General features: G+C 54.7%; 14 protein-coding genes. 5 read left to right on the top strand and 9 right to left on the bottom strand.

What is annotated here, in order from left to right; translation table 11 throughout:
* Positions 1–113 precede the first annotated feature (113 nt).
* The gene (locus tag ACWVX6_RS00950) at positions 114–731 is read right to left on the bottom strand and encodes an HAD family hydrolase (protein ID WP_118480156.1); all 618 of its coding nucleotides are present in this window, start codon (positions 729–731) and stop codon (positions 114–116) included.
* Positions 728–1,702 (bottom strand): ROK family protein, encoded by a 975-nt coding sequence (locus ACWVX6_RS00945; RefSeq protein ID WP_455152101.1) that lies wholly within the window; start codon positions 1,700–1,702, stop codon positions 728–730. The genes ACWVX6_RS00950 and ACWVX6_RS00945 overlap by 4 nt, the downstream gene beginning before the upstream one ends.
* 200 nt (positions 1,703–1,902) lie before the next feature.
* Between ACWVX6_RS00945 and ACWVX6_RS00940 the strand changes: the two genes are divergently transcribed.
* Complete coding sequence (locus ACWVX6_RS00940) at positions 1,903–2,220, top strand: hypothetical protein (protein ID WP_455152100.1); 318 nt, start codon at positions 1,903–1,905, stop codon at positions 2,218–2,220.
* A gap of 339 nt (positions 2,221–2,559) precedes the next feature.
* Here ACWVX6_RS00940 and ACWVX6_RS00935 read toward each other — a convergent pair whose 3' ends face one another.
* Both ACWVX6_RS00935 and rpe read right to left on the bottom strand, forming a co-directional pair.
* The gene (locus ACWVX6_RS00935) at positions 2,560–3,357 is read right to left on the bottom strand and encodes a hypothetical protein (protein WP_455152099.1); all 798 of its coding nucleotides are present in this window, start codon (positions 3,355–3,357) and stop codon (positions 2,560–2,562) included.
* A gap of 76 nt (positions 3,358–3,433) precedes the next feature.
* Entirely contained in the window at positions 3,434–4,117 is a 684-nt protein-coding gene (gene rpe, locus ACWVX6_RS00930; protein ID WP_455152098.1) for a ribulose-phosphate 3-epimerase, read from the bottom strand.
* A 447-nt stretch (positions 4,118–4,564) separates the two neighbouring features.
* Between rpe and ACWVX6_RS00925 the strand changes: the two genes are divergently transcribed.
* Both ACWVX6_RS00925 and ACWVX6_RS00920 read left to right on the top strand, forming a co-directional pair.
* A complete protein-coding gene (locus tag ACWVX6_RS00925) occupies positions 4,565–8,296 on the top strand; it encodes a phosphoribosylformylglycinamidine synthase (protein WP_455152097.1) in 3,732 nt (1,243 codons plus the stop codon).
* Positions 8,297–8,837: 541 nt separating this feature from the next.
* A complete protein-coding gene (locus ACWVX6_RS00920; RefSeq protein WP_188886207.1) occupies positions 8,838–9,254 on the top strand; it encodes an acyl-CoA thioesterase in 417 nt (138 codons plus the stop codon).
* 46 nt (positions 9,255–9,300) lie between these two features.
* Here the strand turns inward: ACWVX6_RS00920 and ACWVX6_RS00915 are convergent, their stop codons facing one another.
* From ACWVX6_RS00915 to ACWVX6_RS00905, 3 genes are all read right to left on the bottom strand, one after another.
* A complete protein-coding gene (locus ACWVX6_RS00915; RefSeq protein WP_270384871.1) occupies positions 9,301–10,068 on the bottom strand; it encodes a tRNA threonylcarbamoyladenosine dehydratase in 768 nt (255 codons plus the stop codon).
* A gap of 778 nt (positions 10,069–10,846) precedes the next feature.
* On the bottom strand, positions 10,847–12,166 hold the full coding sequence (locus ACWVX6_RS00910; RefSeq protein WP_455152096.1) for an MATE family efflux transporter: 1,320 nt from the start codon (positions 12,164–12,166) through the stop codon (positions 10,847–10,849).
* A 148-nt stretch (positions 12,167–12,314) separates the two neighbouring features.
* Positions 12,315–13,655 (bottom strand): hypothetical protein, encoded by a 1,341-nt coding sequence (locus ACWVX6_RS00905; RefSeq protein ID WP_455152095.1) that lies wholly within the window; start codon positions 13,653–13,655, stop codon positions 12,315–12,317.
* Between the two features lie 206 nt (positions 13,656–13,861).
* Here ACWVX6_RS00905 and ACWVX6_RS00900 point away from each other — a divergent pair, with 206 nt between their 5' ends.
* Together ACWVX6_RS00900 and ACWVX6_RS00895 are read left to right on the top strand one after the other, a co-directional pair.
* On the top strand, positions 13,862–15,238 hold the full coding sequence (locus ACWVX6_RS00900; RefSeq protein WP_455152094.1) for an MBOAT family O-acyltransferase: 1,377 nt from the start codon (positions 13,862–13,864) through the stop codon (positions 15,236–15,238).
* A 13-nt stretch (positions 15,239–15,251) separates the two neighbouring features.
* Positions 15,252–16,409, top strand: a complete 1,158-nt coding sequence (locus ACWVX6_RS00895) for a DHHW family protein (RefSeq protein ID WP_455152093.1) — start codon at positions 15,252–15,254, stop codon at positions 16,407–16,409.
* Positions 16,410–16,493: 84 nt separating this feature from the next.
* On the opposite strand, the gene ACWVX6_RS00890 is transcribed toward ACWVX6_RS00895, so the two are convergent.
* Together ACWVX6_RS00890 and ACWVX6_RS00885 are read right to left on the bottom strand one after the other, a co-directional pair.
* On the bottom strand, positions 16,494–17,651 hold the full coding sequence (locus ACWVX6_RS00890) for a Gfo/Idh/MocA family protein (RefSeq protein WP_110436725.1): 1,158 nt from the start codon (positions 17,649–17,651) through the stop codon (positions 16,494–16,496).
* Between the two features lie 183 nt (positions 17,652–17,834).
* Positions 17,835–18,707, bottom strand: coding sequence for a mechanosensitive ion channel family protein (locus tag ACWVX6_RS00885; protein ID WP_455152092.1), 873 nt, complete (start codon positions 18,705–18,707; stop codon positions 17,835–17,837).
* Positions 18,708–18,928: the final 221 nt, after the last annotated feature.

Raw genomic sequence — 18,928 nt, 5'->3', positions numbered from 1 at the left:
AAACCCTCTCTCGTAATGAGGAAGGGTTTCTTTTTGCCTATACCCACAACAAGGAACAGACCAGAAAGAGAGGGCGGACACATTGGTCCGCCCCTAAGCATATACAATTATATTTATCTGAGCGACAGAATCTCTGCCGGATGTTCAAACCTCATATCCGACATTAACTTCTCCGCCTCGGAGCACCCCCACAGGGCGAGGACGCTCTTGACGCCTGCACTTTTCGCGCACTGCATATCATATTCGCTGTCACCGATATAGACGGCGTCCTCGGGTTTACAGCCGAACCGACGCAGACACTCGAGCAGAGCGTCCGGCGCAGGCTTGGGATGCTCGACATCATCCGCGCAGATGATCTCATCAAACCACGGTGTGAAGCCGATGGGTTCAATCCCCTGCTTGAGCTGCAAACGTGTCCGCGAGGTGACAATGCCACACGAACAGCCGGATTTTCTGAGTTCCTCTATCGTTTCGGGAATGCCGTCGTACATCGGGATTTCGTCCAGACGGTCATACGCCAGCGCTTCCCAGCGAGCCATGATTGGCTCAACCCGCTCGGCCGGAATGCCTAATTTCGCCAATGCTCGTCTGCCCGGCATACCGAAGGAGAAGATCAGCTGCTCGTAGGTGAACTCATAGCCGAACTCGGCAAGTGCAGTGTGCATGGCCCACTGATCTACCTTTGAGGAGTCGATCAGCGTGCCGTCAATGTCAAAAACAAAGTATTTCATGTGGTTTCCTCCATCTTTTTCGCCAAGGTAAATAACCCTCGGGTATAGTCCTGCTCGAAGGACTGAGACAGCTCTATGGTCGGCATAGCCTGCTCCGGCAGCGCCTGCGCACAGCTTTCGCGTATCCGCGATGCCTTATCGGTCAGACGGGAATCGGCATACAGCACCACCCTGTCCGGATTGATGAGCGCCGCACAGCCGCAGATGACCTTGGTGAAATAGTCGCTTATATCCGCGCCTGCAAAGTGATTCTGCGCGTATTCGAGATTGTGTTCGATTGGAAGATAATGCAGTTCTCCGGCAAAGCCTGCGGCACCGCCCCAGACCTTTCCGTTCAGCACGATACCTGCGCCTGCACCCAGCTTGCCGATGTAAATGCACACAGCGGCTTTCGGTGCGGGCGTGTACTGCGCCGCGTAGCCTGCAGCCACGACCTGCATATCACGGGCCGCCATGCACGGCAGACCGGTTTTATCGTGAAGATACGCGCTAAGGCTTACGCCCCGCAGCTCAGGGTAGCCGAAACTCTCGGTGACGATGCCGTTATGCATCGTTCCCGCAAAGCCGAGTACCACCGCTGCAAGCCGCGGGTAACGCGCCCTAACACGCATCAGAAGCGTGTCGAGAAATTCGCGCACATCGCCGGAGCAGGTCTGCTGTTCCTGTTCGAGCGGTGTACCGTCGAGGTCACACACAAACCAGTGCAGCGTGTCCTGCTCCAGTCGCAGACACAGGAACAGCCGGTACTGCGGGTTCAGCCGGTATTGCATGGCGCAGCGTCCGCCGGTGGAGGCTGCTGTGCCGATTTCTTGCGCTTCTCCGCGCTCGACCATCTCATCCACAATGCGGCTGACGGTCGGAAAGCTGAGATGTGTCAGCCGCGCAAGATCGTTCTTGCCGGCAGAGCCGTGCTGCATCGCCTGCCGAAGCAGAGCTGTGTTCTCCCGCTTGAGTTTTCCTGTGTCTGCCATGGCGCACCTCTTTTCAAAACACTTTTTAATAGTGTGTTAATTTCTACATACAGTATACCCTCTGTGGGCGGTTCTGTCAATGCTGAATTAGTAATTAAGCGTTAGGAATTAACGTGAGGGTTTATTGGCTGCGTAATATTGTCCTTTCTATTCCACCCATAATGTGTTATACTGCTCACAAAGGAAGGAGGAGACAAAAAATGTCCACTACAATTTCAATTTCGGTGATGTGCTCTGTGGGAAGCCTGACCTGCGGTATACTTTCACTTGTACTGCCGCTCATTGCACTAGCCAAACAGAAAAATGCGCTGCTGTTTGCAGCGGTCAGTATGGGTTTGTGCTCACTGGCGCTGCTCGGACAGATTTTTGAGTACAATGTCCGCGTATATGCACAGGATTTCAGCGCCCTTCTGGATACATCGTTCGCTATTCGGTTCTGCGCAGTCGTACTGTTCCTGTTGGCGGCTGTTGTAAATGCAGGCGTATGCATATACCAGATGAAACACAGCGTAAAATAACACCCGCAACATCAATTTACCATGGAAAATACATAATAAAACCGCCTTTGCAGGCGGTTTTATTATTTCGACAGGGTCTTACATCTGCCGGTTTGAGACGGATTGACCTTGCAGGTCTGACAAGATTTGAAACCCACGTTTGTCACTCCCTTTAGGAAGTGTTTGAGTTTATGCTGCTCGGGAGACCAATGGTCTCCCCTGCGGTTAGGTCTATGCAGATGAGTTACAGGCGATGTGCCAAGCCAGCGTCCCCTATGGTATACCTTTAATAACAAGATAGAATCATGTGAAGAAGGGTAAATCGCTACGTCATCTTTACTCTCCGATCTCCACTCTTAATTACTCCGTTGATTTCCGCTTCGGCAGATTGAAGTCAATCCCGGTGAGCATTTTCACAATCCACAGCAGGAACAGCAGCACGAGCACCGGCAGCACACACGAGGTAACGATCAGCACAGCGAGTGCCTCCATGACATTGCTGAGCAGTTTTTCAAACTTTTCCGTCACGCCGGAGACCGCATTCTGCACCGAGGACGTGATACCCGACCAGAAACCGCTCTTTTCGCTGTCCGAATCCGAGTCTGAACCCGCACTGGTATCGATAGCATCCGCTGCACTTTGCGTGTCCTCAATGGTCTGCGACAGCGAGGTTGCATAGGTGGCCTCGATCATGCGCGATACTGTGATACCGCCCGGAACAGCAAGCCAAACCGCCATGCCGAACAGTGCCAGCTTGAATGCGAGTTTCGCCAGAATCTCACTGCTGCGGAACTGACGAACGATGAGCAGCACGCACGCTGCCGGTAAAATAAACCGAAAAACCGCGTATCCGGTAATGGTGAGCAGATATTTCTCTAACATAATGGCACACAGCACGATCAGAAAATCCGACGTGAGATCAGCCAGCTTTTCCGCGATGGCGCTACCTGTGTCTCCCGGCAGAGCCGAAACAGCTGCGGACGCTGCCGTGGAAGCTGCAGTCAGCTTCATCACAGTCGCCTGTTTTTCGTTTAAGTATTCAATGCTCGTCCGGTGCGTCTCCGGTGAGGACTGCCATCCCGAGATACCGAAAAAGCACCCGAGTCCGATCATCATCAGCAGCACACACGAAACGATTCGCTTTGTCAGTTCGTTCATTTTATCCCTCATCTCTATTAGGAAACCCCCAACGGTCAGACAGACTAACGATTGGGGGTTGTTCACACTTATATGGTTACTTGCTCCAGGCTGCCTTGGCCGCGCCTTCCTTGAACACCTCATGGAAGCCCTTGACATTGGCTGCAATGTCACCGCCGAACACGGCAGAACCTGCTACGATAACGTCTGCACCGGCGGCTACGATGTCGGCGGTATTGTTCAGCTTTGCACCGCCGTCGATCTCCAGTTCGCACTTATAGCCGTTCTTCTGGATTTCCGCGCGGACAGCCTTGATTTTGTCCATGCACTCCGGGATAAAGCCCTGACCGCCAAAGCCCGGCTCAACGGTCATGATGAGCACCATATCGCAGTACGGCAGCAGCGGGAACAGCACCTCAGCGGGGGTTTTCGGCTTGATAACGCAGGCTGCCTTGACACCGGCTGCGCGGATTTTCTTCAGCTGCTCGAGCGTATCACCGTTGGACTCGTAGTGTACGGTGATAATATCCGAGCCGGCCTTGATGAAGTCGTTCAGATACTGATCGGGGTCCGAGATCATCAGATGTACATCGAGCACCTTGTCGGTCGCCTTGCGCAGCGCCTTAACCACCGGAGCGCCGATGGTGATATTCGGCACGAAGTGACCGTCCATAACGTCAACGTGAACGTATTCCGCACCGGCATCGGTGGCAATTTTAATATCGCGTGCAAGATTTGCAAAATCTGCGGACAGAATAGACGGTGAGAGCTTGATTTCCATAACAGTTCCTCCTGTAACCGCAGAGTGTTCCGCGGCATAATTTGATACCAGACGCGCCTGTGTGTTCAACCGGTTTGCACGGCGCCGTCTTTTTGAATACGAGGGCGGCATGTACAGTCGCCCTCCTTTTGATTTACATTATATCACACCTCTTTGGAAATTGAAAGAAAAGAGTGAGGAGCGGAGATCACCTCACGGTTTCATCTTCTTCCCACTGCTGCATTTTGTCACATCCTGCGGCTGCCATTTTTATAGGATATAACCATACGAAGAAGGCTGCACCACACCGTCAATTACTGCTTACGAATGCCTGATTACGAATTTGTTCTAACGGTATAGAAAACTTCTCCATCGAAATCAACAATATTTTGTCGCCCTCACCGATTGATTTATCTGTGTGAAAAATGTAGAATAGAAGTATCATGCAATAAAGGAGCGAACACGATCATGAGCGTCAATCGTTGTTATTCCGAGAAAAAAAACGGCTTCGATGTCGAAGCACGCAGCCTGTTCTCCAGCCTGCACGACCTGTTGGAAATCAAAAACCTGACTCATGTGCGCTATCTCTGCCGCTACGACGCAGAGGGACTTGCACCTGAGACCTACGAGAAGGCAAAAGGCATCGTATTCTCCGAGCCTATGGCTGATGTGTGCTATGACGAGGACTTTCCCCGTCCGGAAGGCGCTCACACCATCCTTGCGGTAGAGCCGCTGCCCGGTCAATTCGATCAGCGCGCCGATTCCTGCGCACAGTGCATCCAGCTGCTCACCGGCGGCGAACGCCCGACCGTTGCAGCCGCTAAAATTTACGTTCTGGAAGGCGAACTCACTGCTGAGGACATGGACAAGATCCGCGGCTATCTGATTAACCCCGTAGACACCCGCGAGGCTTCGATGGCTAAGCCTGCAACCCTCAAGGTAGAGTACGCTATCCCGACCAGCGTGGCATCGGTTGTCGGCTTTACTCACATGGACGAGACGGCTCTCTCTGACCTGCTGCATAATATGGGTCTGGCGATGGATCTGGACGACCTCAAGTTCCTGCAGACCTACTTCCGCGACACCGAAAAGCGCGACCCGACCATCACCGAGGTTCGCATGGTCGATACTTACTGGTCCGACCACTGCCGCCACACCACCTTCCTCACCCAGATCGATGACGTAAAGTTCGAAGATCAGATGGTGCAGGACGCATTTGACCGCTACATGGCTGCCCGCGTAGAAGTCTACGGCGAGGAAAAGGCTGCGAAGCGTCCGGTAACGCTGATGGACATGGGTACGATCGCGGCTAAGGTGCTCAAGAAGCGCGGCTACCTGAAGAACATTGACGAGTCCGAGGAGATCAACGCCTGCTCCATTAAGGTGAAGGCGCTCGTGAACGGTCACTACGAGGACTGGCTGCTTATGTTCAAGAACGAAACCCACAACCACCCGACCGAGATCGAGCCGTTCGGCGGTGCTGCTACCTGCCTCGGCGGTGCGATCCGCGATCCGCTGTCCGGCCGCTCCTACGTTTATCAGGCAATGCGCGTAACCGGCGCGGGCGACCCGACCGTGCCGCTCTCTGAGACCCTCGAGCACAAGCTGCCGCAGCGCAAGCTGTGCCAGACCGCTGCTGCGGGCTACTCCTCCTATGGCAACCAGATTGGCCTTGCTACCGGCCTCGTACACGAGATTTACCATCCGGGCTATGTCGCAAAGCGCATGGAGATTGGCGCTGTTGTCGGCGCGGCTCCGCTGGAGAACGTCATCCGCGAGGTACCCGAGCCGGGCGATATCGTCATCCTGCTCGGCGGCAAGACCGGCCGCGACGGCTGCGGCGGTGCAACCGGCTCCTCCAAGAAGCACACCGAGGAATCCCTCGAGACCTGCGGTGCAGAGGTCCAGAAGGGCAATCCGCCGGAAGAGCGCAAGATCCAGCGCCTGTTCCGCGACGGCAATGTCACCCGCATGATCCGCCGCTGCAACGACTTCGGTGCGGGCGGTGTATCGGTTGCCATTGGCGAGCTGGCCGACGGCCTTGACATCGATCTGAATGCCGTACCGAAGAAGTACGACGGTCTGGACGGCACCGAGCTGGCCATCTCCGAGTCGCAGGAGCGCATGGCTGTCGTTGTCCGTGCAAAGGACGTAGACGCCTTTATTGCCGCAGCTGCCAAGGAAAATATCGAGGCTGTTGTTGTCGCAACCGTTACCGACAAGAACCGCCTGTGCATGACCTGGAACGGTGTTAAGATCGTGGATGTTTCCCGTGATTTCCTCAACACCAATGGCTGCTCCAAGCACGTTGACGCAGAGGTTGGCGCACTGCCGACTCCGTCCATCTCCTGCGCTCCGGCAGGCAATTCCGAGAAGGAAAAGCTGCTGAACCACGCCTCTACCCTCGGCATCTGCCTCGAGCGCGGTCTGGTCGAGCGTTTCGACGGCTCCATCGGCGCAAGTTCGGTATTCATGCCCTTCGGCGGCAAGTATCAGCTGACCCCGACGCAGGTCATGGCGGCTACCATGCCGGCACTGAACGGTCAGTGCGAAACCGCCTCTGTCATGGCGTTCGGCTTTGACCCCTACTTCACCGAGCAGAACCCGTATCTCGGTGCATCCTCCGCGGTAATCGAATCCGTGGCAAAGCTGGTCGCAGCGGGCTGTGACTTTGAGACCGCTTACCTCACCTTCCAGGAGTACTTTGAGCGTCTCGGCAAGGACCCGAAGCGCTTCGGCAAGCCGCTGTCCGCCCTGCTGGGCGCATACACCGCACAGGAGAACCTGTGTCTGGCAGCCATCGGCGGCAAGGACTCCATGAGCGGCTCGTTCGACGATATGGACGTACCGCCCACGCTGGTTTCGTTCGCTATCGCGCCGCAGGACGCTTCCCGCCTGATCTCTCCTGAGTTCAAGGCGGCAGGTCATCCGGTTTACTTCTTCGATGCACCGTACAATCAGGACGGCACGCCGGATTACACCACGCTCAAGTTCATGTGGAACGAGGTCGCAAACCTGATTGCGTCCGGCAAGGCGGTTTCCGCGTGGGCGCTGTCCACCGGCGGTATCGCTGAGGGCGTGTGCAAAATGGCGCTCGGCAACAAAATTGGCTTTAAGATGGACGATTCCTTCCCGGCTGACGCGCTGTACCTCAAGAACTTCGGCGGCATTCTGATCGAAGCCGCATCCGAACTCCCGGCTTACTGGCTGGTCGGCCACACCACCGACGACGAGAAGATCACGGTTGCCGGTGAGTCCGTAACGCTTGACGAGCTGACGGCTGCCTTCGAAGGCAAGCTCGAGAGCGTATTTCCGACCAAGGCAGCTGCTTCCGACGAGCATCTGACCAAGGTTTCCTTTACCGAGCGCAATGCTGCCGCTCCGGCGGTCAAGAGTGCAAAGCCGCTGGCCGTTATTCCGGTATTCCCAGGCACCAACTGCGAGTACGACACCGCCCGTGCGGTTGAGAATGCAGGCGGCGCAGCTGAGATCGTCGTAGTCCGCAACTTCTCCGCGGATGCCCTCCGCGAGAGCGCTGAGCAGCTCGAAAACTCCATCCGTAAGGCGCAGATGGTTATCCTGCCGGGCGGCTTCTCCGGCGGTGACGAGCCGGACGGTTCCGGTAAGTTCATTGCGTCCTTCCTGCGCGACGCAGGCATCAAGGACAGCATCCACGAGCTGCTGAACAAGCGCGACGGTCTGATGCTCGGCATCTGCAACGGCTTCCAGGCGCTCATTAAGCTGGGCCTGGTTCCCTACGGCGAAATCCGTGACGAGATGACCGGCGACGATCCGACGCTGACCTTCAACCTCATCGGCCGCCACCAGAGCCGCTACGCTACCACCCGCGTTGCGTCGGTTAAGTCTCCGTGGCTGTCCTCCTGCAATGTCGGCGACCTGCACTCCATCGCGTTCTCGCACGGCGAGGGCCGCTTCGTAGCACCGCAGAACGTCATCGACGACCTGATCAAGAACGGTCAGGTAGCGTTCCAGTACACCGATCTGAACGGTGATCCGTCCATGGACATCGCGTGGAACCCGAACGGCTCCATGTGCGCCATCGAGGGTATCACCTCTCCGGACGGCCGTGTGCTCGGCAAGATGGGTCACACCGAGCGTTACAGCCCGTTTGTCGGCAAGAATATCTACGGCGAAAAGTATCAGCCGCTGTTTGCAAACGGCGTGAAATACTTTAAGTAAAGCCTGTGCAGAAAGCGCCCTCAACGAGGGCGCTTTCCTATCAATAAATACAATATGAAAAATACAATATGAAAAAGCGGTTAAAAATACTATAAGCGCATAATGCAAGACATTTTAGGATATATCAGTTCATCCCCATATTGGCGGCAAATTCTACGAGATACTCCTGCATTTTCCCCAATAATATTGGAGACTGCCGATTTCTCACAGCTTGATTGTCATCTTGCTCATATTTGCCAGCGAAATAGACTTTCTTTCAGTGTATATCGAACCGAGTTTGATCCTGTCAATAGTCACGCATGCTTGATCTTTGTATATGCGAACGACTCATTTTGTTCGCATCTTTGTGCCGTTTCCTACAATAATCTTGATTATTTATAACAGGAGCACCTACAACAGAAATTTATACAGAGCGTGGTTTCTATAATAGCTCCTATGAATTGTCTTTTCATGATCTATCCAAATATTCTTTAACGTCAAAGAACAAACTTGCAATCCAAAAACTTCGCAACTCACTTTCTTCCAATAACGAGGTGTTTTTATGAACCCCTGTGAGCACAAAGTCCAATACTATGAAACCGATGGCATGGGCATCGTCCACCACTCGAACTACATCCGCTGGTTCGAGGAGGCGCGCGTGGATCTGCTCGAGCAGCTCGGCTTCGGCTACGACCGCATTGAAGAGGCCGGTTACAGCGGTCCGGTGTTGGAGGTCTCCTGCCAGTACAAAACCATGTCGAAATTCGGCGAAACCGTGCGAATCGAAGCATCTATCACGCAGTACAACGGCGTGCGCATGACGCTGCACTATGATGTCTACGACAAGGCGACCGGCACGCTGCGCTGTACCGGCGACAGCCGCCATTGCTTTATCAACGCCGAGGGCAAACCGGCTATCCTCAAGCGGTGCTGGCCGGAGTTTGACGCGGCATTGGCTGCAAATATTGTCAAAGAGTAACAAAAACCGTCATCTCTGCATTTGAGATGACGGTTTTTTGCCTGTGTTATCCTTTATTCTCCACGCCGGTCAGGTCCTGAACAACTTCACCTGCAATGATAAGACCCGCAACAGCAGGCACAAACGCCGTGCTGCCCGGAACCTGTCGGCGCTGTGTGCATTTTCTGGCAGTGCCCGGCGGACAGATGCAGTTCTGGCGGCAGCTGATCGCCATATCATCGATGGGCGTCATAGCCGGCTCCTTGGAGTACACGACCTTGAGCTTGCGGATGCGGCGCTTGCGCAGCTCATAGCGCATAACACGCGCGAGCGGACAGCCGGAGGTCTTATAAATATCCGTCACTTCCAGCTTGTCGGCGTGAATCTTGTTGCCTGCACCCATGCAGCTGATGATGCGCGTACCGGCCTTGGTTGCCTGCTCGATCAGCTCGAGTTTGCCGGTTACGGTGTCGATGGCGTCCACTACGTAGTCATACTGGGTGAAATCGAACTGAGAAGCGGTCTCAGGCGTGTAAAAGGTTTTGTAAATGTTGACCTTGCAGTCCGGATTGATATCGTGAATACGCTCGGCGGCGGCCTCTACCTTGTATTGACCGACCGTCTTGCGGGTAGCGATGATCTGGCGATTGATGTTGGTCAGGCACACCTTATCATCGTCGATGAGGTCAAGTGTACCGACACCCGAACGCGCCAGCGCTTCTACCGTGTAGCCGCCTACACCGCCGATGCCGAACACCGCAACACGCGCGTTGTACAGGCGCTCCATGCCCTGCTTGCCAAGCAGCAGCTCGGTTCTCGAAAATTGATTGAGCAAGTTTTTTCTCCCTTTCGTGCAGTTTTTCGCTTAATTATAAGTATAGCGGGGAATGCCTACTGTGTCAATAGGAAAGCTGTCGTTTCCCTGCACCGATTGACCGGGACACACGAACTGCGCAAGCGTGTTCGCCCCTGACGGGCGGTGTGTTTTTCACTGAGATTCAGCGGGGGATTCGCCGCCCACAGGGACAGCGGGAACGTCGCGGCGCCCATCGTGGGGATAACGAGAAAGTGATACCTGCGGTTTGCCCGTAAGCTGCTAAACATTGTTTCCGCGCCGTGCGCGGATTAAATGAGTGCCCTCCCCCTTTGAACTTCTACCTTTCCCTTGTTTAGATAGTCCGGCGAAAATCGGAGAGCGGCGACCGCTTCGAAACAGGGGAACAGCAGAGGTTTTTTTCTTCTGTAGCTTTCGCAGTCTATTCGCAGGGTCAGATAGTGTTATGCTACACAGGTCGGCTACTTCAAGCAGGCGCAACACAAGGTGAATTGCCCAAAGGGCAAGAGACGGTCCCACAGGGATACCCGTGCTGCGAAACTCTTTAACACGTTATACCGCACGGCACCTACGGATTAGGCGTTTGATACAATTTATCTTCGCAGGCCCTATCTATCATAACGCGCTAACGAATTGCGCGGCACGATTATGCCGCGCTCTGCGCAGAGCAGTCCGTATGTGTAGCAGTAATGTATCTGTGAACTGCGAATATGTTGCGAAACAAACGCTGTAGTAACCCGACTGCCCACCGCCGCGGGCGCGGCAGGCGTCAGCGCAGTTACACTCGCTTCCAAGCGACCAATGCCACTCCTGCCGAGATAAACTCCGTCACCCAGAACGCATGCCAGACGCCATTCGCACCCATAATCTTACACAGCACGACCGCGATCGGCAGAATGACCACGGTATACCGGCACAGCGAAATCACGAGCGACGCCGTACCCTTTCCGAGTCCTTCCAGTGCGCCGGACGCCGTAACCGAAACCGCCGAAACAAGAAATCCCACACAGATAATGCGCAGCGCATGTGCACCGATGACCACCGTCCGGACATTTTCGGTGAAAAGTGCCATCAGCGGAGACGCGAACGCCAGACACAGCACCGTGCCGATCATCATAATGCACGCGCACAGCGCAAGCGCTACCTGAAAAATACGGCTGACGCGTTCCCGCTCACCCGCACCGTAGTTGTAACCGATCACCGGACGCATACCCTGAATAATGCCGCTCGCAGGCAAATACAGGAAAGTCTGCAATTTGTAATAGATGCCGAGCACGACCACATACGCCTGACTGAGCTCAGCCAGCAGCGCATTCAGACACGAGATGAGCAATGACGGCAGCGCCAGATTGAGTGCCGCCGGAATGCCGACCGCATACAACCGTGCCGTGATGCCTCGAGTACCGTGCAGCCCCTTGCGTGTGATATGCACGGACACCGGCCGCAGCCGATATATCACCAGATAGAATACCAGCGTTACCAGCTGGCCGATGCCGGTGGCGAGTGCCGCGCCGCGCATGCCGAGCTGCGGGAACGGCCCGATACCGAAGATGAGCAGCGGATCCAGCACGATATTTGTCACACAGCCGAACAGCAGCGCCGTCATGGTCACCTGCATGCGGCCCATCGCCTGATAAATCTTCTCGAACGCGAGACCGACCATGATAATCACCGAGAACGCGAACGCAATAGACGCGTACTGCGTACCCATCTCCGCTACCTGCTCAGAATCCGTGAACAGCCGCAGGAAACGCGGCATAACGGTGATGCACACGATCATGCTCACTACGCCGTGAACAACTGAGCACGCAATACCGCGCGTCGCCGCCGCGTCTGCCTTGTCGATCTCACCGGCACCGAGATGATACGAAATCACTGCGTTAATGCCCACGCCGAAGCCGATAGCGAGCGCGTTTATCAAATTCTGCACCGGATAGACCAGTGACAGCGCTGTTATCGCGTCCTCCCCTATTTTTGCAACAAACAGGCTGTCGATGATGTTGTACAGCGAGTTCACCAGCATGGAAACCACCATCGGCAGCGCCATTGAGAGCAGCAGCGGCAGTATCGGCTTTTCCCGCATAAAGCGTTGGTTCACGTTCGGTTCCTCCCTTTTGTGCAAATAAAAAACCGCACGACCGGAATCCCGGTCGTGCGGCGAAAAAGAACATCTTGAGATGCTGTAAAAATCCACACAAATTTTAGTGAGATAAGTTTATCATAAAAGATGCAGAATTGTCAAGCCGTCAGTTAATCTCGGTCGGCAGATCGACATAGCTGCTCAGATCGGTCGGCAGCGTAATCTTAACCGCATCGCCGGTAGCGGTTACCTTAGCGGCTGCGTTCAGAGTTGCGCTGATGGTCTCGCCCTCTGCTGTAATATCAACCGTACCGGAAATCGCGGTATCGGTAAGCATGCCATTGACTGCCTTCGCGGTAACATTCATATCGCGGGTTTTGATGGAAACACCGTCCAGCATGCCGCCGAGCAGCTCGTCAAACAGGTCGGAACTGAAGACACTGTTCATGTTGTACTTAACGGTCATACCGCCGCTGCCCTTGGTAATGCTCTCGATCGCGCTGACCGGAACAGAACTGTTCATAGCAGAAATCTCCATGCCGTTCAGCACATCATCAAAGGACATCGCCATTTTGTACTTGCCCTGTGCACCCATATCCATGTAGTAAGTGCCATTGGTGAAGTAATAGTTAATATCCTGCGAAATACTGGTATCGCCGCCGTTCGCCAAAGACGGGTCGATCGTCATGTTCAGCTTGCCGCCAAATGCCATCACGGACTTGTCCAGCTCCTTGAGGTTCATATCGGCCTTAATCGTCATCGGCATGGACATATCGAGCAGCTTGGTGGTGCCGAGTTTAACGCTTGCCTTGATGTTCATATCCATAGCCATCTTGGATTCCGCCGAGGTGTTCTTCGCAGCGGTGTTGAATGTGTCCGCGTCTGCGAAAAATGCGCCCAGAGAAGCAGCCTTGGTCTTGTCAACCGCACCGTCTGCAACCAGCTTATCGAGCAGAATGCTGTCACTGCCCTTGACATCGGTATCAAGCGCGGTCAGGCTCATTGCAACTACGTTGTCACGCAGGAAATTCTTGGTGCTGCAGTTGACATCGTCCACCAGACCAACCTGCTCACCGAAATCCAGTGCTTTGGCATAGGTAAAATCGCCCTTGGCATCCGAGTAGCCGAGTGCGCGCAGCAGGAACGTGGTATACATCTGTGCAGAGCACTTGCCGGTCGGGTTATAGGCAGTCGCGCTCATGCCGTTGGCAAGGCCGTTATCGTACAGGTACTGCACATACGGCTTTTCCCAGCCCTTCAGATCGGTAAACGGTGCGGTGTAGGTCAGCTTTTCCGCCTCGGCTTCCTTGCCCAGCAGACGGACCAGCATTGCCGAAGCCTCGGCACGGGTAGGTGCCTTATCAAGCTGGTAACCCTGATTAGTGCCCTGGAACAGTCCCACGTCCTTCAGGCGGTCCGCACAGTTTGTGAAGTTCGCCGCACCGGCTGTTGCCGTAATACCGGCAGCAACCAGCATGGATGCCAGTGCGATTCTCATCTTTTTCATATTGTCTTCCTCCTTTTAATCGAAACAGCCAATAGCTTATCCTTAATATAGCATAGTTCTTGGAAAAAGTAAACAACAATTCAGAAACGATGCGGCTATCTGACGCATGATTGCAAATCCGCGCAGAACATGGTAAACTAAAGATGCTTTTTGTCGGTTGTTTTGCCTTTCTGACAGCAATTTTACCATACAGGGATGTTTGCTACATGGTTTTCAGCAGTCTGATTTTTCTATTTTTCTTTTTGCCGGCGACGCTGTTCTGCTATTATATCGTGCCGCAGAAATTTATCCGCGTGCGGAACGCGGTGCTGCTTTTATTCAGCCTGTTCTTTTATTTCTACGGAGAGCCAAGGCTGATCGGCATGCTAATTTTTTCGATACTGATGAACTACCTGTTCGGTCTGTCCATGCGCAGTACATACAGAAAACCACTGCTCATTTTGTGCGTTATCGCCAATCTGAGCCTGCTGGGTGTGTTCAAGTATCTGAATTTCTTCATTAGTACGGCGGACAGTCTGCTTGGACTGAGTATTCCGGTGACAGGCATTGTCATGCCGATCGGCATCTCGTTTTACACCTTTCAGGCGCTCAGCTACGTCATTGACGTATACCGCCGGGAGGTTCCGCCGCAGCACGACCCGTTTTCGCTGGCGCTGTACGTTTCTATGTTTCCACAGCTGATTGCAGGCCCGATCGTACGCTACCACGATGTCAACGTGCAGCTTGCCGTGCGAAAGCACTCGTTTGCGCAGTTCTCCGAGGGTATCAGCCGCTTCCTGTTCGGGCTCAGCAAAAAGGTGCTGCTGTCCAACGTATTTGCGCAGATTGCGGACGGCGTATTCAAATATGCACCGAGCGAGCTGTCCGCTGCCGGTGCGTGGATGGGTGCGATTGGCTATACGCTGCAGATTTACTTCGATTTCTCCGGCTACTCGGATATGGCGATTGGCCTCGGCAAGATGTTCGGCTTTGCGTTCCTCGAAAACTTCAACTACCCGTACATCAGCAAGTCGGTCACCGAGTTCTGGCGCCGCTGGCATATCTCGCTGTCCACCTGGTTCCGCGACTATGTGTACATTCCGCTGGGCGGCAACCGGTGCTCGCCCGCACGGCACATTTTCAATCTGCTTGCCGTATGGACACTGACCGGCTTCTGGCACGGTGCCAACTGGACGTTTATGGCGTGGGGTCTGTACTTCGGCGTACTGCTCATTCTGGAAAAGAAATTCCTCGCCGGATGGATTACGCGCCTGCCGTCCGTGCTGCAGCATGTCTATGCGCTGTTTTTTATCGTCATCGGCTGGGTGTTCTTCCGCAGCGATTCGATGGGACTGGCAGTGCAGTATCTCGGCAGCATGTTCACCTCGGCGGTGCCGCTCAATCGGTTCGTAATCGAATATCTGCTGCGGTTCTGGCCCTACCTGCTGTTCGGTGTTGTACTGTCCGCGCCGGTGTTCCCGCGTCTCCAGTCCACCCGTATCTGGCGTATACTGGAGTTTCCGGTACTGGCTGTCCTGTTCACACTGTGCATGATGCGCCTGCTCGCCAGCAGCTACAACCCATTTATCTACTTCCGCTTCTGAGGAGGGCTGAGACATGAAAAACGCGAAGCATATTGTCAAAACCGTGCTGTTCTGCGGTACGCTGGCCGTTTTTTCGGCTGTCAGCGTATTCAGTCCGAAGGAAAAAGGCTCGTTTTACGAAAACCGCAGGCTGGCGGTCTTTCCGGTGCCGAGCGTCGAGACCGTGCTGGACGGCACGTTTTTTTCCAATGTGGAAACCTATATCAGCGACCACTTTGCCTGCCGTGTTCCGCTGCTGCGGCTGAACGTCCGCAAGGAGCTTGCGCTGCACAATCCGGTCGTCAGCAACACGGTTATCGCAGGCGATACGCTGCTGCCCTATCACAGCAAGCCGCGCACCGATTATGACCATGAAAATATGCAGACCGTACTGGATGCGCTCTCGCAGGTGAGCGCGGCGTGTGAGACTGTCGGTGCAAGGTTTGTCTATCTGTCCATTCCCGAGCAGAGCAGTGCCTTGCGGTACAAATATCCGTCGTACCTCACGTCCGGCACCTACACGGATGATTCCATGCGCACGGACTTTCTCGCCGGACTGGATGCGCGCGGCATTGACTGTCTGAACATGGCGGACTATCTCTGCACCGATCCGGAGAAATATTACAGCAAAACCGACCATCACTACAACTTTTACGGCGCGTATGAGACCTATCTGCGCACTATGGAGCACCTGCAGACGCTCGGCATAGACGCACCTGTCACCACCGATGTGACCATCGAGCAGATTGAGCGGCCGTTCCTCGGTTCCCGCTCCCGCAAACTGCTCGGCGAGTACCCCACGGATGACAAGCTGTACCGCTTCACGCTCGGCACACCCGTGCCCTTTACGCGAGAAGATAACGGCAAGCCGGTTGCCAGCACGGTGGTCAATGAGAATTTCAACAACATGTACGATTACTACATGGGCGGCGACATTGGCGAAACCATTATCAAGACAAACCGTCCCGGTCTGCCGCGCGTGCTTGTCGTCGGCGATTCGTTCACGAACCCCTTAGAGGGTATCCTGTATACCTCGTGCGACGAAATGCGCAGTCTGGATTACCGTCACTATGACGGCGAGAATATCCTTGACTATATCACTGATTATCGGCCCGATGTCGTACTGTATGTCCGCGATGATCTGACCTGCATCACCACCCAAGGCAACGGCACGATGGGACTTGCGGAATAAAAAAGACACCCCTTGGGGTGTCTTTTTCAGATAGACATGCGGTGTAATTGAGAATGAAAAATTCGTCTCTGGCTTTTACTTCAATTACTGCCAATCAAGCGGCTTCGGCTGCTCAAATGTAGTTGTTGGCTCACAGAAGACGTGCTCATGTGCACTCTTGAGGATGCACTCCATCACCTCAAGCGAATGCAGCGCCATCTCGCCGGAGGCACGCGGCTTGCGGCCCTCCTCGAGCGCGTAGACGAGATCCACCAGACCGATACCGCGCGGGTTCTCGGCGTGGCTGACCGAATTGTACGGATGGCTGTTCGGCACGACCGGCCACGGCGCGTTTACGTTCTCCGGACGGCGCTCGGCATCCGCCCAGCGGTACTGGTCGGGCGTGCGCATGAGCGTATCGCCGCCGAACAGGTTGGGACCGGAAATCGGGTCCTTCTCGTCAATGAGAACGGTTCCCTCTGTACCGTAAATCTCCATACGCGGCAGCTCGGAATCCCAGACGTCAAAACTGCAGGTCAGCGTCACCTGTGCGCCGCACACAAACTCAAGAATCGCGTTGATATGAGTATCCACGTCCACCGGCAGCACCTGTCCCTTGCTCGGGCCGGACGGCACGGTGCGCGTCTCTCCTGCCTTGGTGGCCATTGCGCAAACGCGCTTTACCGGGCCGAGCAGGCTGAGCAGCGCGGTGACGTAGTACGGCCCCATGTCGTACAGCGGGCCCGCACCCGGCTGATAGAAGAATGCCGGAGCCGGATGGTGGAACTCGTGCCCGTGACCGACAAACCATGCACCGCCGCCCGTGATGCGGCCCAGTCTGCCGCTGTCGATGAGCTCGCGGATGTTCTGCAAGCGACCGCCGAGGAAGGTGTCCGGCGCGCAGCCAATCAGCAGTCCCTTCTCCTTAGCAAGCGAAACAAGCTCCCTGCCCTGCTCAAACGTCATCGCCAGCGGCTTCTCCGTGTAGACATGCTTGCCTGCCTTCAAGGCTGCCAGATTATACTCATAATGTGCCTGCGGCGTTGTCAGATTGAGAATAATGTCAATATCCGGGTCAGCGATCAGCTCCATACCGGAGGCGTATGCCTTGGGAATACCGTGCTCTGCCGCCTTTCGCTGTGCCTTCTCCAGTCCGCGTGAGGCACACGCCACCACCTCGACTGCGTCATACTTTTTCAGATTGTTCAGGTAAACATTGCTGATGTCGCCAATGCCAATTACACCAACGCGTAATTTCTTCATCTTATGTTCCTCCCTTTGCTCTTTGACCATATTATAAAAGGAATGCGGGTGGTTGTCTTACAATATCTTGCGATTTCGTACAGGCAGGAGACAGGAGTTTCGGTTGCGGTTTACCGCTGCGCAGGAGACTACCGGCCGCCCGACAACACGGGAAATCATCGTCCGCTCCTCACTTCTGCCTCCTCATTCCTCACTTTTTACGACTTGCATGTGCGGATATGCAATATCAATGCCTTCCGCGTCATAGGTAAGCTTAATGCCCTCGAGCACAGCGCACTTGAGCGCGAATGCAGTGGCGTTATCCTTCGCCCACAGCGATGCACGCAGGACAACTGCGGAATCCGCCAGCTCAAGCACAACGACCGGCACATCGGGCACGCCGTCCTTTTTCTGCTGCTCGGTGCGAATATCGAGGAAGGCCGGCTGCTTCCGCACCTCGCGGGCGAGCAGCTCTTTGGCTTTTTTGAGGTCGCTTTCGTAGGTAATCCCCACTGTCAGGAACACGCAGACCTTGCTGTCCGCATAGTCGGCGTTCTCGATGATGGCACTGTTCATCTTGCTGTTTGGGATGATGACGCGCTTGTTCTCGAACGTGCGGACCGCAGTATGGTGCAGCGTGATCTCCTCGACCGTGCCGGTGATGTCATTATCGACATAGCGCACGACATCGCCCATCTTAAACGGCTTGAATGCAAGGATCATCATGCCGCTGACCACGCTGCCGAGTGCTTCCTGTGCAGCAAGACCGGCAACCACCGCGATCACACCGCCGGTAGCCAGCAGAGTACGCACCGCACTCGACAGCACCGGAATCGCACCTACGATGACCATGCCGCCCGCAAAGTACACCGCAGCAACCGCTATGTAGCGCACAAATCCTAAGACAGTCGCAATACTGCTGTTCGTTTTCCGGTGACGGTCAACCAGCTTTTTCATCAGCCGATTGACCAGTCCGGCCGCCGCCAGCGTTAGGAGCAGCACCGCCACGGCCAGTATTCCCGTGGAAATCAGCTTTCCCATCGGCGATTCCATAAATTCTGTAAACCATTCAAACATCAGGGTTCCCTCTCTTTCCGGAGATAGGTTTATTATAGCGTATCTGCGGGTACGATACAATAGGAAAAGCCTCGGAGCATACATCTCCGAGGCTTCAGCTTGTCGAAAAAGCAATATTCGATTTTTATGCTTCGTGCGGCAGCACGCATTCAATCGAATTTGCTTTGCAAATTCATAAATTCCGGGAGCATGTATCTCGGAATTTATACAAGGGAAGAAAA

It is taken from the genome of Butyricicoccus sp. (assembly GCF_977037065.1).
The sequence above is the reverse complement of the archived record's forward strand: the minus strand, read 5'-3'. Positions and strand labels throughout refer to the sequence as shown.